The sequence below is a fragment of the Halonotius sp. F2-221B genome (genome assembly GCF_046719765.1).
GTDB lineage: Archaea > Halobacteriota > Halobacteria > Halobacteriales > Haloferacaceae > Halonotius.
In genome coordinates, this window is the sequence record NZ_JABEBY010000014.1 from 64,180 (window position 1) to 77,742 (window position 13,563).

The following is a 13,563-nucleotide window of genomic DNA, read 5'->3' on the forward strand; positions in this document are numbered from 1 at the left end:
AACAACAAATGCGAACCGTCCGCGACAGCGAAGGCGACCGGTATCTGTTGGTTAAACAATCCGGCGACAGCAGCCTGGTGCGCGATCCCGACTCGGGTGCCGAACGCTACATCGCCAACAGCGATCTCGATGTCGTCGCCGAGGAGTCCCCGTTGTCGACCGCCGCAGCCGGCATCGACCCCGCCGTCCGGCGACTGCTGACAGCGACCTACGACGACCAATCGCTCGGCTTGCTCGTCGAGTTGGTCGACCGCGGCCCGCTATCGACGGTCGCGGTGCTCGATAGCTACGACCTCTGTGAGAGCGATCTCCACGGGCTGCTCGCGGAGTTTCGCGCGGCCGGACTCGTGATCGAGGCCGACAGCGGCGGCCAGCGCGGCTACGATGCGGCCGAACTCGCCGAGCGAGCGGTCGAGCAACTGCGGGACAGCAGCTCGGCCGGCGAGACAGCGTCGCCACCGGAGTAGTCAGTCGTCGGCAACGCCGCCGAGCGATCCAAGCTCCGGGTCGGCCGCGCGGGTGGCCGTCGAGCGGTTCGTCGTCGGATCCTTTTCGACCGTGATCAGTTCGTCGGCCGCGCCGACGAGCTCCTCGTCGTGGCTGACGATCAGGATCTGCCGAACACCGAAGCCGCGCATCTCCTCGACGAGATCGACCAGCCGGCTGACGTGACCGGAATCGAGGAAGACGGTCGGCTCATCAAGAATGAGCGGCGGGGTCGGCGCGGCCCCTTCGATTCCCTCGGCGAGCAGGCGGTAGATCGCACACCGGAGGCTGAGGTTGAACAGCGCGCGCTCACCGCCCGACAGCTGGCCGGGCTCCAGCGGTTGGCCATCTTTCTGATAGACGGTGAGGTCGTACTCGTTGTCCAACTCGATGCGCGCGTAGGCGTCGTTGCCGTAGACGAGATCGAACGTCTCGTTGAGCATGCGTTCGAGACTCTCGACGTTGCGCCGGCGGAGTTCGGCCCGGAGGTCGCCGTACATCGTCTCGAGGTCTTCGGTCTCCTCGTGGACTGATTCGAGCCGGTCGACCCGCTCGGCGATGGCCTCACGTTCCTCACGCAAGTCTTCAAGCTGTTCGATGTCGGCGGTGACGCCGCCGATGGCGTTTTGGATCTCGTCGCGTCGCTCCCGGAGATCGGCGAGTTCGGGGTCGACGTTTTCGATATACTCTTCGGCGTTTGCCTTCCGCTCGCGGGCGGTTTCGATGCGGTCGTCGTCGAAGGAGTCCAGCAGGTCGTCGCGCTGCTCGCGTTTGTCGGCCAGCCACTCGCGGCGTTCCTCGTTGCGCTCGGCGAGCGTTTCGCGCTGCGCGGTGATATCCTCGATCCGGGATTCAAGATCGTCGATCGCTTCGCGCGTTGATTCGAGACTGTCGAGGCGGTCGAGGGCGTCGCTGACGGACTCGCGCTCCTCGGTTTTCGCCTCGATTGTCTCGCGTGTCGCTGCGGCGTCATCGGCTTTCGCGTCGGCTGCCGCACGCCGCTCGTCGGCCGCCTCGCGTTTGTCGGCTGCCGCATCGCGTTCCTCGGCTGCCTGATCGCGTTTCTCGGCTGCGGTCTTGCGGTACGTCTCGATCCGCTCGGTGAGTCGCTCGCGTTTGTCGTCGATGTCGGCGATGCGGGTTTCGATCTCGACCAGTCGCTCGGCGGTGTCGAGGCGGTCGTCGAGCGTCTTTTGTTCGGTTTCCAGTTCCTCGATGTCGGCTTCCAGTTCCTCGACTCGCTCGCGTTTTTGATCGAGGTCATCGACGTGGGGGGCGTCGTCGACCGGCTGGCCGCAGGTCGGGCAGTTGCCTTCGGCGAGCAGATCCTCGGCCTCGGCGACGGCCTCGCGGGCGGTTTCGAGTCGCGTTCGCGTTTCGGCGAGTTCCTCGCCGAGTTCCTGCCGCTCGGTCTGGAGTTCGTCGCGGTGAGCCTCGGCGTCGCCGATCTCGATATCGGGGTCGGCAGCCTCGAACTGCTCGATTAACTCCTCGCGGTCGGCGTCGATCTCGTCGCGCTCGGCGGCGGCTTCCTCGGCGTTGGCGTCGGCCTCCTCGGCCTCGGCTTCGAGCGTCTCGGCGCGCGACTCGGCCTCGTCGGCCTGCGTTTCGAGATCAACAGCGGACTCCCGGAGGTTGTCGGCCTGATTCTCGTAGCCGGTCGCCTCAACCCGGAGGTCGGCGATCTCATCGCCGAGGGTTTCGTGGCGGTCTGCGAGCGTCTCCCGACGGTCGGCGATGGCTTCGGGGGTCGCCGCGGTGAGTTCGGTCGCGGCGAGTTTGTCGTCGAGTTCGGTTTCGCGTTCGTCGCGCTGTTCGATGGCTTCGCGGCGTTGGTCGCCGAGATCGTCGCGTTCGGCCTCCGTCTCGCTGATATCGGTTTCCAGCTCCTCGATTTCGGTCTCCAACTCCTTGATCTCGGCTTGGTGTTCCTCGTACTCCGCAAGCACCGACGTGGCGTCCTCTAGCGTCTCTTTAGCCTGCTCGCGTTGCTCCTCGTAGTGGTCGATCTCCTCGTCAACCTCGTCGCGTTTCGTTTCGAGATCGTTGAGTCGGGCGTGAAGGTTCTGTTCCTCTTTGGCCTTGATCTGCTCGTCGATGGTTTCCAGCGAACCGCGGGCGTTCTGCAGCAGGTCGGTGACCGCCAGTCGGGCCTCGCCGGCCCGATCCCGATAGGTCTCCAGCCGGCCCAACTGTAGCAGATCGTCGATCATATCCTGTCGCTGGCTCGGGCTGGCGTTGATGAGCTTGTTCACCTCGCCCTGCCGGACGTAGGCGCAGTTGACGAACGCCTCGCTATCCATCCGCAGTAGGTCGGTGACGAACTCCCGAACTGCTCGCGCGCCGTCCCGGCTGATCGGCTCGCCACTACCATCGTCGCCTTCCAGCACGCATTTCCGGGTGCTGACACGGTCGCCGCTGCGGCGGAGTTGGCGTTCGATGTGGTAGTCGACGCCGTCGTGGGTGAACCAGAGTTCGACGGCGGCCTCATCCTCGCTGTTGCTGATCACGTCCTCAAGCGTCCCAGGCAGGGCTTTCGAGCCATAGAGCGCGAAAAAGCAGGCCTCAAGCAGCGAGGACTTGCCGCTGCCGTTGAGGCCGTGGATCACCGTGACGCCGTCGGTGAGTGACACGTCGGCGTCGCCGTAGGGCTTGAAGTTCGAGAGGCGAAGGCGATCAAATCTCATAGGAAATCCTCCATCGTCGAGAGTTCGCCATCATCAGTGTCGCTGTCGTCGTCAGCGTTGGCAGTGGCGTCAGCACTATCGGCAGCGTCGCCTTCGGCATCGGCTATCGCGTCGTTGGCGGTCGGTTCGTCGCCGTCGGTAGCAGTCGCTTCGTCGCCGTCAGCAGCAACGTCGTCAGCCGTCTCGCCGCCCTCACTGTCTGCTTCGGCGACCGCCTCGGAACTGTCGCTGTTGTCTCGCTCGGGCGGTGCTAACGCGGCAGGGTCGTTTTCGATCTGGTCTGTGAGCCGACTTTTGACTGTCTCCCGGAGGTTGCTGTCGGCGACATCGGGCGACCGAACGGCATCGTCGATGTCGAGGGCGGCTGCCGACAGCCCCAACTCCTCGATTCGCTCGTCGACGGCGGCGTCGGGATCGGCGAAACTCACCGAGAGCTCGGTTTCGGTCTCGATCTCCCGGCGGTCGGTGACGCGGGCGATCAGCGCGCCGTTGTCGAGGGCGAACGATTCGATCTCGCCGGGCGTGACTGCCTCGCCGTCGCCGGTGATCTCAACAATGACGACAGCGTCGGCGAGGTCGTGTTGGCCGACTCGTTTGCGGACGCGCTCCGCGCCCTCGCCGGGGTCGAGATCGACCGTCACGAACACGAACTCCCGGGTCGGCAGCGACTTTCGTCGGATGTCGACACCCTCGGGGCCGGGCTGGTCGGCGTCGAAGCCGACAACGTTGTACCCGCGTTCGTCCTCCTCGCTCGCGCTCGCGCGCTCGGTGGATCCGCAGTAGGTCACCCACACGTCGTCGACGCGTTCGATACCCGGGGCGTGGTTGTCACCGAGCAGGACAGCATCGAAATCGACCGTCGATTCGTCGAGGACGGTTTCAGTCTCCCAGTTGGCGTGCGCGAAGGGGGTAAAGAGACCGTGGCCGACGAGGGCGGTGTGGGCCGGCTCGGTGGAGAGGTCGCTGTCGGCCGGCAGCGTAAAATCATAGTCGAGATCGTCGCGGCGGGATTCGGGGACGTGATCGAGGCCGTAGAACGCTGTCGAGCCGATGGCGACCGGGTCGTCGCCGAGTCGCGTGGCGAGCCCGAGGCGTTCGAAGAGATCGAGCCACTGGCCGCCACGGGTCGATTCGTGGTTGCCGACGACCGCGAGAAACGGAACCCCGGCGGCGTTGAGATCGCGGAGCGCGGAGAGCGTGCCCATCAGATCGGGGAGGTCGGGTCGGCGGTCGTGGAACAGATCCCCGGCGTGGACGACGGCGTCGACATCCATCTCGATGGCGTCGTCGATGACGGCCTCGAAGGCGGCGAGAAAGTCCGCCCGCCGCTCCGGCGAGTGGTACTGTTGGTAGCCGATATGGGTGTCGCCAGTGTGTAGCACCCGTGTCATTGCCACCCTGTTACCCCTCGGGGGGTATATCGGTTCCGCGAGCGGGGGCCGAGCGACGAAGCGCGAGCAGGGCCTGTCGGCCTTCCCGTGCGAGGGCCGGCCGGTCGTCGGCCTCGGCAGCATCGATCGCCGACCGGAGCCGATCCAACCCCTCAGCCTCGCGGAACGCCGCGGCACGGTCGGTCGATCCGACGCAGGCTGTCGCCTCTCGGATCACCGCCACATAGGGTGGTTCGACACGCAGGCTGCTCCAGCGCAGCCGGGCGAGCAGTCGATGCACAGCTCGAAGACAGGTCGCCTGCAGTGACATGCGGCGTCTGGCCGCGGGATCGGTGATAAATCTACGGCAAGAATCACACAGCAGGCACCACACAAACGTGAGAGACCGGACACATCACAAACGCGAGAGAGACACACAGCGGGAGACCGGTTGATACCGAAACAGCGGTGTTGCCTTCGACAGCCTGGGAGGGGGAGCCGACCGCTCGGAGATTAGATCGTCAGACTGTAGATCCGCTTGCGGGCATCCGAGAAGGAAAACCGGGAGTCGACGACACCGGCGTCCTCCAGGCGGTTGAGCGCGTATCGCACCGTCCGCGGCGGCAACAGCGTCTCTTCGGCCAGCTCGCTTTGTGTCAGTGTATCGTTGTAATCAAGCACCTTGGCGACGAGTTTTGCACTCGGCGGCAGGTCGCGGACAGCATCCCATCCGTCGGCAGGTTCGTCGGTCGAAACGGTCTCGTGTGTGCTCATGCTGAGAGGTACTCGTGAATGCTGTATGATAATACTTGCTATAATCCGGTATTATCAATGAACATAGACGGAGAGGCGAGACAGCGACCCGAAGCCTCTTATTCCCGACAGCCGTACAAAAAATGATGAGCGACACCGCGGACGACGTCGAGTTTCCCTACGACGAGACGGCGTCCAGACAGGAAAAGATCGAAGCGCTACAGGAGCGACTCGGCGTGATCGAATCACAAAACGAGGAGATGCGTGATAAGCTCCTCGATGCCAACGCCGAGAACAACAAGTACAAACAGAAGTTAGAGCGGCTAACACACGAAAACAAGAAGCTCAAGCAGTCGCCGCTGTTTGTCGCCACCGTCCAGGAGCTGACCCCTGACGGTGTCGTGATCAAACAGCACGGCAACAACCAGGAGGCGCTCACGGAGGTCACCGACGAGCTCCGCGAGGAACTCGAACCCGATTCGCGCGTCGCGGTCAACAACTCGCTGTCGATCGTCAAACGACTTGATGACGAGACAGATGTTCGCGCGCGCGTTATGCAGGTCGACCACAGCCCCGACGTGACCTACGCCGACATCGGCGGCCTCGACGAGCAGATGCAGGAGGTCAGAGAGACCGTCGAGATGCCACTCGACAGACCGGAGATGTTTGAGGAGGTCGGGATCAATCCGCCGTCCGGCGTCCTCCTGCACGGCCCGCCCGGCACGGGGAAAACGATGCTCGCAAAGGCTGTCGCCAACCAGACCGACGCCTCCTTCATCAAGATGGCCGGCTCCGAGCTCGTCCACAAGTTCATCGGCGAGGGCGCGAAGCTCGTCCGGGACCTCTTCGAGGTCGCCCGCGAAAACGAGCCCGCGGTCATCTTTATCGACGAGATCGACGCCATCGCCTCGAAACGGACGGATTCGAAGACCTCCGGCGACGCCGAGGTGCAGCGAACGATGATGCAACTGCTCTCGGAGATGGATGGCTTCGACGAGCGCGGCGAGGTGCGGCTGATCGCGGCGACCAACCGCTTCGATATGCTGGATGAGGCCATTCTGCGCCCCGGGCGGTTCGACCGCCTGATCGAGGTGCCGAAACCCGACCACGAGGGCCGGGAGCTCATCTTCCAGATCCACACCCGCGATATGAACGTCGCCGACGACGTGGACTTCGCAGAGCTCGCCGAACGGGCCGACGACGCCTCCGGCGCGGACATCAAGGCCGTCTGTACCGAGGCCGGCATGTTCGCCATCCGCGACGACCGCACGGAGATCACCCGGACGGACTTCCTCGATGCCTGGGAGAAGATCCAGCTTGAGTCGACCGAGGACACCGGCAGCTCGCTGGCGTTTGCCTAACCGACGCCGACCGCTGTTTTCTCTGTAGTCCGAACCACTCAACACCCCGCCGGCCCAGCCATCTGTATGGGCAGTAAACTCGATTCAACCGAGGCGCAGACACTGGCGGTCATCGATCGGCTGTATGACACCTATCCTGATCTCGAGATCTCACTAAACTTTTCGAGCCGACTCGAACTCCTGATCGCGGTGATCCTCTCGGCGCAGTGTACCGACGAACGCGTCAACAAAGTCACCGCCGACCTCTTCGAAAAATACGACAGCGCGGCCGACTACGCAAACGCCGACCAGAAGGAGCTCGCCGAGGATCTCAGCTCGGTGACCTACTACAACAACAAGGCGAGCTACATCCGCTCGGCCTGCCAAACCATCATCGACGACCACGACGGCGAGGTGCCGGATACGATGGACGAACTCACGGAGCTGTCGGGCGTCGGCCGGAAAACCGCCAACGTCGTTCTCCAGCACGGCCACGAGATCGTCGAAGGCGTCGTCGTCGACACTCACGTTCAGCGGCTCTCCCGGCGGCTCGGCATCACCGAGGAGGAACGGCCCGAAGCGATCGAAACAGAGTTGATGGATTTGGTGCCGGAAGACGACTGGCAGTGGTACACCCACCTTCTCATTAGCCACGGCCGAGAGACCTGCACCGCGATCAACCCCGACTGCGAGGAGTGTGTTTTGGAGGATATCTGTCCATCCTCGCAGGTCGACAACGACGTTGATCTGGCATCCAACGAGGCGTGGTAAGGGGTCGCCGAAACAGCTACACTGTTGAATTCACAACAAATTCGTATGAGTCGGACATCAATACCGGTTGACACGGCGACCAAAGAGCGATTGGATGAGTTGAAGCGTGACGATGAGACATGGGATGAGTTCCTCCAGCGGGTCACAACGAACGAACAACCGATCGAAGCCGGCGCGTGGTCGGACGAGGAAGCCGAGCAGGCCAAAGAGTCGATTCGAAACGCGCGGGAGAACTGGCGATGACATTTCTCGATAGCTCAACGATCATCGAGTATCTCCGCGACAACACGGCTGTCATCGAGTATCTCGACGACCGGCAACCATGGTGGACATCGACGATCTGTGTCTTCGAGGTACTGAATGGGCCGGCAGGCTCCCCGGGCTTTGATCCGATCGAAGAACGGCAACGGTTCGGCGGCGTTGAAGCCATCGAGTTCAACGAGCAACTGGCGTTGGAGGCCACACGATTGCAGGATGCAGCAATTAAACATGGAGATGAGCTGTCACACCGCGATGCCATGATCGCCGCAACCGCCCGTTCGACCGGCGACGAGTACGTTGTTGCTGACAGCGATTTTGAGACAGCACCACTCGAATCAGTGTTGGATGTAACGAATATCACCACAGAGGGCTAACCGTGAGACAAGCCAGATCACAACTCACCGCTGAGGAGTGCTAACGGTGGTTTCAGAGCCAGTAGCGAAGCAGGTACCGATACAGTCCGATGCTCCACGCAAGGAACCAGAAGATCACGTAGCCGAAGACGCCGATCCGGAGGCGGCCGCGCCACGCGCTCATATTCTCGTGAAGATCGTTGAGATCGATATCCCGATCTGGATTCCGGTAGAGGTCAGCCTCGCGTTTCGCCTGAAAGATCCGGACGATCCCGGTGAGCGCAAACACCAACATCGCATACGCCTGTAAGCCAAGGACGGCATGGAGTGCGGAGAGGCCACCCAACTGATCAAATAGCCGCGGCATCATCCACGTCACCATCGGCACCGTCGTCAGCGTGAGGCCGACGGCGATGAACTTGAGATGGTAGGTCAGTACGTCCCAGGTGACCGTCTCGCTGTCGAGCATGATCCACGCCCCATACAGAAAGAAGGGAAGACTCGCCGTCACCGACAGCGCGGTCAGCGTGGCGATCGTCACGTCGGCAACCATCACCGGAGCTTGAGGCTACGGCGGTATAACGCCCCCGAACAGCAACGGCTGGGAGTCGGAAAGTGCTTTAGGGCGGCCAGCCCTACCATGAGGCATGGATTCCTCAGCCGACGGCGACAGAGAGCCGACGAGCGAGGAGCCCGCCGACGCTCCATCGGACGCCGACAACACGGCCGAGGCGTCCGCCATCGACGATGATGCGCCGGCGGAGCCAGCCGTCGAGGATGACGACGAGGAGTTGGCCGAGCTCCGAGAGGCGGTTGAGGAGAAGTACGATTTCGATAACTTCGGGCCGGCGGAGATGGCCCAGATGAGCGGCGAGGAGTGGGAGGCCGCCTTCGACCCCGAGACGTGGATCACCGGCGAGCGGCTGCTGGATCGGGTCGAAGCCGATCTCAAATCGAAGATCGCCGCCAGAGAGATCTTCGCGGTGGTCGAACGCGAGGCCGACCAACTGGTCGTCTACTCGGATACGGGGTACGCCGTGGTGTCGGCCGACGGCACCGTCGACGGCGAGGGCGGCGTCCGTCGGGATGTTGAGCCGGTGGTGGCGATGTGTTCGATGGAGGAGTACGAGGTCGGCGAACCACCGGCCGACTACGAGCTACCGTCGGCTGAGACGGTGCCCGAACAGACCGGCGAGTTCGGGAATCTGATGATCCAGCTTATCGCCGGCGGCCAGCTCGTCGGGGGGGTCGCGCTGGTCGGGGCGTTTCTGCTGCGGCTGGTTGAGACGATTATCGCCCCGGTTGTCGGCGGGCTGTTCATGCTTGTCGGGATCGGGCTGTTTGCGCTTGTCGCCAACGCGCGGCTCTCCGATCGGTTCCGCGCCGAGCAGTACCGCAACCGGCTGCGGGCCGTCGAGGCCGGCGGGATCGATCGCCCGGAGATCGACGAGCCTGCGGGCGTCACGACGGAGGATGACGCGCCGTCGGAGCCGGTCGAAGACCGTGAGACGGAAGCCCAATGATCGGTCACCCCCGAGGGCCGTAGCGGTGGGTTTAAGCACGCTGCGTGCCCACATTTTGCCGTATGAAACGGCGGGAACTACTCAGGACGGCGGCTGGCGCGGGAGCCGCTGCGGGAGCCGCTGGAGCAGCGACCGGCACCGCCGCCGCGCAGTCGGAGATGGCTGACTTCGGCAGTCACCTCGACGGCGTCGACGGCGGCACCGAAGACCTCCGCGGCGAAAGCGAGGTGACAGTCGAGGTCGGTGCCAGCGGCAACGGTGGCAACCTCGCGTTTAGCCCCGCAGGGATCTGGATCGATCCCGGAACAACGGTCATCTGGGAATGGACTGGTGAAGGCGGCGGCCACAACGTGCAGACCGTCGATGGGCCAGCGGAGCTCGGAAGCGAAACGTCCAGCGAGGCCGGCTTCACCTACGAGTTCGAGTTCACCGAGGACCACGCCGGGATCACGAACTACGAGTGTGTGCCACACTCCTCGCTCGGCATGCTCGGTGCGGTCGCCGTCGGCGACGACGTTGCAACCGTCGAGGTCGGCGGTGGCGGCGGCGGTGGCTGGCCAACAAGCATGGAGGACTTCGCCCACGACGTTGGCGTCCCGATCCAGAAACACTACGTCGGCATCGTCAGCTTCCTCGGCATCGCGGTGAGCCTCGTGTTCACCTTCTATGTGCTGAAGTACGGCGAGTCGCCAAACACGGGACAGGGTGGTGTCTGATGTCCTCATCTGGATCTACCTACGGCGATATCCACCGGTATGAGCCCGCCAGGGAGTCGACGGCGGCGGCGATCGCCATCGTCGTGTTGACCGTGATCGAGGTCATCTTCGTGTTCCTCTTCGTGTTTGCCCTTGTCTCCGGGTGGGCGGGCACGGAGTTCGGCAACATGTTCGTCGGCGCGATCCTCGGGTTGATCCTGCTTGATCTCGCCTTCATCCTCGCGTTGTACCGCAAGGAGTTCCTCCCGGATGTGATGATCGTGAAAAAGCGTCGCCGCAAGTGGGAAGATCTCTACATCGACAGCGACGATGTCGACGGGGTCGAACTCGGCGGCGGCGAGAAGGTCTGGGACACGCTGAAACGAGCGGTGTACCCCTACTACAAACGATAACCAATGAGCTTAGAGAAACAAGACGACTTCGACCACGGCGCGTGGCTCAAGCGCAAAGACCTAACGCCGATCGAGACGGTCTTTCTAACCGCGCTGGTGTATCTCGACAAGCGGCTCCGCATCGTTGACTACCTGGAGCTGCTGGAGGATGCCTACTACAAGGTCAACCTCCAGATGCCGAAAAGCCACACCGAACAGTACGATCTCGACAACAAGTTCTGGTACTGGTACCCCCTGTATTCCTTAGGGTTCTTTTCCGTACTTGCCTACATCGTCGCCGCGGTGTCAGGCGCCCTGCTTGGGTTTTATTACTCGCCATCGGCTGCGGGCGATCCAACGGTCGCTTACCAGTCGGTGAAGATGATCATGCAGGACGTGCAGTTCGGCTACGCTCTCCGAAGCATCCATCGGTGGGCCGCCCAGATCATGATGGCGGCGGTGTTCCTCCACATGCTGCGCGTCTATTTCACCGGCTCCTACAAAGAGCCACGTGAGCTGAACTGGCTGCTCGGCATCATCCTGATCAGCCTCTCGATGGTCTTTGGCTACACGGGCTACCTGCTGCCGTGGAACCAGCTGGCCTTCTGGGCCGGCCAGATCGGCGTCGAGATGGCACTGGCGACCCCGATCGTCGGCGAGTGGGGTGCCCAGCTGCTGTTTGGTGGCTTCACCTTGGGACAGGCAACGCTTATCAGAATGTACATCCTGCACGTGTTCATCCTGCCGTTCGTGGTGACCGCGCTGATCGCGCTCCACGTCGGCATCGTCTGGGTGCAGGGGATCGCTGAACCACACTAACAATGAGCAACACAGACGACACCACCGACGACACACGCACTGACGGCGGCGAGGCTGCCACCGACGGCGGTGAGACCGGCATCGTCGCACCGGATGACGAAACACCAACCTGGCAGGAACGAAAGGAACGCAAAACCGGGCTCTCACAGCTCACCTACGAGTACTTCGAGCGCGCCCGGCGTGAAGACCAGGAGCTCCGCGAGGAGTCCGACTACGTCGAACGCGACGTGTTGGGGTTCCCGACGTGGCCACACGAGATCATCCGGAATGGGGCGATCTCGCTGTTTTTCGTCGGGATGATCCTACTGATCTCGGCGGCGTTGCCACCGAGCCTTGAGCTGCCGGCCAACCCGAGTTCGACGCCGGATATCATCCTGCCGGACTGGTATCTCTACTGGTCGTTCGGCCTGCTGAAGCTCAATCCGCTAAACCCCGGGCTGGCCGTCCTTGACGGTGCAAAGCTGATCTCCGATCAGCTCTACGGCGTGCTCGCAAACGTTGTCGTTGTCGGCGCGATCGCCTTCCTCCCGTTCCTCAACAAGGGGAGTGCCCGACGGCCGGTCGAACAGCCGTTTTGGGCCGCGCTCGGCGCCGGCGGCGCGTTCTTTGCGATTACGATCGCCGCGATCGCTGTCCAGAACCTAATCCCGCTGCCGCTGGCACTCCAGCTCAACATCGCCTTCATCGGCCCGGTTGTCCTCGGTGTGATGACCTACGCGCTGTTGAAGACGCTGCGTGAAGGGTATATGTACGGCCTCAACCGGCGGTACTACATGCTGCGGCCGCCGAAATAACGCCGGGATCAAATACCCTGCCGCCGTTGTATCGCTATGAGTGATTCGGACGCCGCGGGTGAGTCTGCTCCGGCGGAACCACCGGAGTCCGCAACCGGCCGGCGGGATGTTGTCGTCCCGATCCGGCTGTATAAGACGATCACGGTGTTTTCGACGCTGATCGCCACCGCGTGTATTCTGAGTGGGTTTATTCTCATTGACGCAGCGACGCTACAGGTGAGTGTGCTGCGACGACTCCTGTTGGCTGGACTACAGGGGGTCGGTCTCAGCGTCGATCAGGAGCTCTTCAGTGGGGTGTTAGCGATCGGCGGGCTGAGCCTCATGGCGGCCGGAACCGGCGTGTTCGTCCTCAGCAGCCGGTTTCGGGCCCCGGGAATGGGAAACGCTCAAGAGGATTCCGACGAACACTGAGATATGGCCGATGAGTTCATCAAAGGGTTCGGCATTCTGACCGGTGCTGGGCTGCTCTGGATGACGCTGGCGGGCTGGTATCAGACGCCGTCGTTTTTCATGACCAACCAGCTGATCGCGCCGCCGCCGGAGCCGGGGAACGTCTTTGATGCGATCTCGATCTTCCTGATCGATGTGTTCCTCTGGACGGCGCTACTGGGGGCGTTTGCGTTTTGGATCCTGATTCCGGCGGGCAAGGAGCTTGCAGCGGCGATCGAAGAGCACGGCGAGTCGAACTGAGAAGTCGGAGCGGAGTATCAGTAGATATCGCAAGTTGAATCGGCCAAGGGAGTACCGAGAACACGTCGATCGAAACCTGTTAGTCGTCAATATCTATATTGTCGGTCGTCAACCGCCACGGCCATGCATTCCGCCGTAGCTTTGCTCGTTTTCGGTGGAGAGAAACGGGGTCGGATCGCGTATCCGACTCAGTGGAGGTTTCGGCAGGTGAATCAGTAGCGGTACCGATAAGCACACGCTCAAGCACATCGTTGTACGATTCATCTGCACGCCGACGGTGATCGAGAATCCGCTTCACGCGGGTGCTCACACGGATCTGTGTGTGAGAGCTCGGCATACACAGTCATAGTATTACTAATAGGTCTTAATTGTTGGGGGATTTACATCCAGAACACACTGATTTGGTTTGAATGTGAGCGATTAGGATAGTACTGATACCGTCGTAACCACCTCGAAACCAACAAAAACCCACCAACGGTGGAGCGTTTCCAAGAGGAGTCACCGGTCACTTGATAGATTGACTCGATGGAAACGCTGCTACACCATGAGAGCGTGAATCAAGACATAGTTCATATCCCGTTTTGCCAAGATTGTAGCCTGTACTCTGGTTGCCCACTTTATTATCTATT

Annotated in this window: 17 protein-coding genes; 12 read left to right on the plus strand and 5 right to left on the minus strand. The window is 62.2% G+C overall.

Annotated features, from left to right (window positions below):
• Positions 1-8 precede the first annotated feature (8 nt).
• Positions 9-467, plus strand: coding sequence for a hypothetical protein (locus HKK80_RS11230; RefSeq protein ID WP_411799691.1), 459 nt, complete (start codon positions 9-11; stop codon positions 465-467).
• Here the strand turns inward: HKK80_RS11230 and rad50 are convergent, their stop codons facing one another.
• From rad50 to HKK80_RS11250, 4 genes are all read right to left on the minus strand, one after another.
• Positions 468-3,173, minus strand: coding sequence for a DNA double-strand break repair ATPase Rad50 (gene rad50 / locus HKK80_RS11235; RefSeq protein ID WP_411799692.1), 2,706 nt, complete (start codon positions 3,171-3,173; stop codon positions 468-470).
• A complete protein-coding gene (gene mre11, locus HKK80_RS11240; RefSeq protein ID WP_411799693.1) occupies positions 3,170-4,564 on the minus strand; it encodes a DNA double-strand break repair protein Mre11 in 1,395 nt (464 codons plus the stop codon). The genes rad50 and mre11 overlap by 4 nt, the downstream gene beginning before the upstream one ends.
• Before the next feature lie 10 nt (positions 4,565-4,574).
• Positions 4,575-4,874 (minus strand): hypothetical protein, encoded by a 300-nt coding sequence (locus tag HKK80_RS11245; protein WP_411799694.1) that lies wholly within the window; start codon positions 4,872-4,874, stop codon positions 4,575-4,577.
• Between the two features lie 182 nt (positions 4,875-5,056).
• The gene (locus HKK80_RS11250) at positions 5,057-5,317 is read right to left on the minus strand and encodes a MarR family transcriptional regulator (RefSeq protein ID WP_142442678.1); all 261 of its coding nucleotides are present in this window, start codon (positions 5,315-5,317) and stop codon (positions 5,057-5,059) included.
• A 125-nt stretch (positions 5,318-5,442) separates the two neighbouring features.
• Between HKK80_RS11250 and pan1 the strand changes: the two genes are divergently transcribed.
• The 4 genes from pan1 to HKK80_RS11270 all read left to right on the plus strand — a co-directional run bounded on the left by pan1 (position 5,443) and on the right by HKK80_RS11270 (position 8,042).
• On the plus strand, positions 5,443-6,657 hold the full coding sequence (gene pan1, locus HKK80_RS11255; protein WP_411799695.1) for a proteasome-activating nucleotidase Pan1: 1,215 nt from the start codon (positions 5,443-5,445) through the stop codon (positions 6,655-6,657).
• Between the two features lie 66 nt (positions 6,658-6,723).
• Positions 6,724-7,407 carry an endonuclease III gene (gene nth / locus HKK80_RS11260; protein WP_411799696.1) on the plus strand — a complete coding sequence of 228 codons (684 nt, stop codon included), beginning with the start codon at positions 6,724-6,726 and terminating at the stop codon, positions 7,405-7,407.
• Between the two features lie 45 nt (positions 7,408-7,452).
• The gene (locus HKK80_RS11265) at positions 7,453-7,650 is read left to right on the plus strand and encodes an antitoxin VapB family protein (protein WP_411799697.1); all 198 of its coding nucleotides are present in this window, start codon (positions 7,453-7,455) and stop codon (positions 7,648-7,650) included.
• Complete coding sequence (locus HKK80_RS11270) at positions 7,647-8,042, plus strand: PIN domain-containing protein (protein WP_411799698.1); 396 nt, start codon at positions 7,647-7,649, stop codon at positions 8,040-8,042. Before HKK80_RS11265 ends, HKK80_RS11270 begins: the two co-directional genes overlap by 4 nt.
• 52 nt (positions 8,043-8,094) lie before the next feature.
• Here HKK80_RS11270 and HKK80_RS11275 read toward each other — a convergent pair whose 3' ends face one another.
• On the minus strand, positions 8,095-8,574 hold the full coding sequence (locus tag HKK80_RS11275) for a hypothetical protein (RefSeq protein WP_411799699.1): 480 nt from the start codon (positions 8,572-8,574) through the stop codon (positions 8,095-8,097).
• 94 nt (positions 8,575-8,668) lie between these two features.
• Between HKK80_RS11275 and HKK80_RS11280 the strand changes: the two genes are divergently transcribed.
• The 7 genes from HKK80_RS11280 (at position 8,669) to HKK80_RS11310 (ending at position 12,934) form a co-directional block, all read left to right on the plus strand.
• Complete coding sequence (locus HKK80_RS11280) at positions 8,669-9,544, plus strand: phage holin family protein (protein ID WP_411799700.1); 876 nt, start codon at positions 8,669-8,671, stop codon at positions 9,542-9,544.
• Positions 9,545-9,606: 62 nt separating this feature from the next.
• The gene (locus HKK80_RS11285; RefSeq protein WP_411799701.1) at positions 9,607-10,260 is read left to right on the plus strand and encodes a halocyanin domain-containing protein; all 654 of its coding nucleotides are present in this window, start codon (positions 9,607-9,609) and stop codon (positions 10,258-10,260) included.
• Positions 10,260-10,652 carry a hypothetical protein gene (locus HKK80_RS11290; RefSeq protein ID WP_411799702.1) on the plus strand — a complete coding sequence of 131 codons (393 nt, stop codon included), beginning with the start codon at positions 10,260-10,262 and terminating at the stop codon, positions 10,650-10,652. Before HKK80_RS11285 ends, HKK80_RS11290 begins: the two co-directional genes overlap by 1 nt.
• A 3-nt stretch (positions 10,653-10,655) precedes the next feature.
• The gene (locus HKK80_RS11295) at positions 10,656-11,450 is read left to right on the plus strand and encodes a cytochrome b (RefSeq protein WP_411799703.1); all 795 of its coding nucleotides are present in this window, start codon (positions 10,656-10,658) and stop codon (positions 11,448-11,450) included.
• Between the two features lie 2 nt (positions 11,451-11,452).
• Positions 11,453-12,244: a cytochrome bc complex cytochrome b subunit gene (locus tag HKK80_RS11300; RefSeq protein ID WP_411799704.1), complete on the plus strand. Its 792-nt coding sequence runs from the start codon at positions 11,453-11,455 to the stop codon at positions 12,242-12,244.
• A 36-nt stretch (positions 12,245-12,280) separates the two neighbouring features.
• On the plus strand, positions 12,281-12,655 hold the full coding sequence (locus tag HKK80_RS11305; RefSeq protein ID WP_411799705.1) for a hypothetical protein: 375 nt from the start codon (positions 12,281-12,283) through the stop codon (positions 12,653-12,655).
• A gap of 3 nt (positions 12,656-12,658) precedes the next feature.
• Complete coding sequence (locus HKK80_RS11310; protein WP_411799706.1) at positions 12,659-12,934, plus strand: hypothetical protein; 276 nt, start codon at positions 12,659-12,661, stop codon at positions 12,932-12,934.
• Positions 12,935-13,563: the final 629 nt, after the last annotated feature.

What these genes read in the sequence shown, in the direction of transcription:
- HKK80_RS11230 (WP_411799691.1), top strand. Translation starts at nt 9, where the DNA reads ATGCGAACCGTCCGCGACAGCGAAGGCGACCGGTATCTGTTGGTTAAA.
- rad50 (WP_411799692.1), bottom strand. Translation starts at nt 3,173, where the DNA reads ATGAGATTTGATCGCCTTCGCCTCTCGAACTTCAAGCCCTACGGCGAC.
- mre11 (WP_411799693.1), bottom strand. Translation starts at nt 4,564, where the DNA reads ATGACACGGGTGCTACACACTGGCGACACCCATATCGGCTACCAACAG.
- HKK80_RS11245 (WP_411799694.1), bottom strand. Translation starts at nt 4,874, where the DNA reads ATGTCACTGCAGGCGACCTGTCTTCGAGCTGTGCATCGACTGCTCGCC.
- HKK80_RS11250 (WP_142442678.1), bottom strand. Translation starts at nt 5,317, where the DNA reads ATGAGCACACACGAGACCGTTTCGACCGACGAACCTGCCGACGGATGG.
- pan1 (WP_411799695.1), top strand. Translation starts at nt 5,443, where the DNA reads ATGAGCGACACCGCGGACGACGTCGAGTTTCCCTACGACGAGACGGCG.
- nth (WP_411799696.1), top strand. Translation starts at nt 6,724, where the DNA reads ATGGGCAGTAAACTCGATTCAACCGAGGCGCAGACACTGGCGGTCATC.
- HKK80_RS11265 (WP_411799697.1), top strand. Translation starts at nt 7,453, where the DNA reads ATGAGTCGGACATCAATACCGGTTGACACGGCGACCAAAGAGCGATTG.
- HKK80_RS11270 (WP_411799698.1), top strand. Translation starts at nt 7,647, where the DNA reads ATGACATTTCTCGATAGCTCAACGATCATCGAGTATCTCCGCGACAAC.
- HKK80_RS11275 (WP_411799699.1), bottom strand. Translation starts at nt 8,574, where the DNA reads ATGGTTGCCGACGTGACGATCGCCACGCTGACCGCGCTGTCGGTGACG.
- HKK80_RS11280 (WP_411799700.1), top strand. Translation starts at nt 8,669, where the DNA reads ATGGATTCCTCAGCCGACGGCGACAGAGAGCCGACGAGCGAGGAGCCC.
- HKK80_RS11285 (WP_411799701.1), top strand. Translation starts at nt 9,607, where the DNA reads ATGAAACGGCGGGAACTACTCAGGACGGCGGCTGGCGCGGGAGCCGCT.
- HKK80_RS11290 (WP_411799702.1), top strand. Translation starts at nt 10,260, where the DNA reads ATGTCCTCATCTGGATCTACCTACGGCGATATCCACCGGTATGAGCCC.
- HKK80_RS11295 (WP_411799703.1), top strand. Translation starts at nt 10,656, where the DNA reads ATGAGCTTAGAGAAACAAGACGACTTCGACCACGGCGCGTGGCTCAAG.
- HKK80_RS11300 (WP_411799704.1), top strand. Translation starts at nt 11,453, where the DNA reads ATGAGCAACACAGACGACACCACCGACGACACACGCACTGACGGCGGC.
- HKK80_RS11305 (WP_411799705.1), top strand. Translation starts at nt 12,281, where the DNA reads ATGAGTGATTCGGACGCCGCGGGTGAGTCTGCTCCGGCGGAACCACCG.
- HKK80_RS11310 (WP_411799706.1), top strand. Translation starts at nt 12,659, where the DNA reads ATGGCCGATGAGTTCATCAAAGGGTTCGGCATTCTGACCGGTGCTGGG.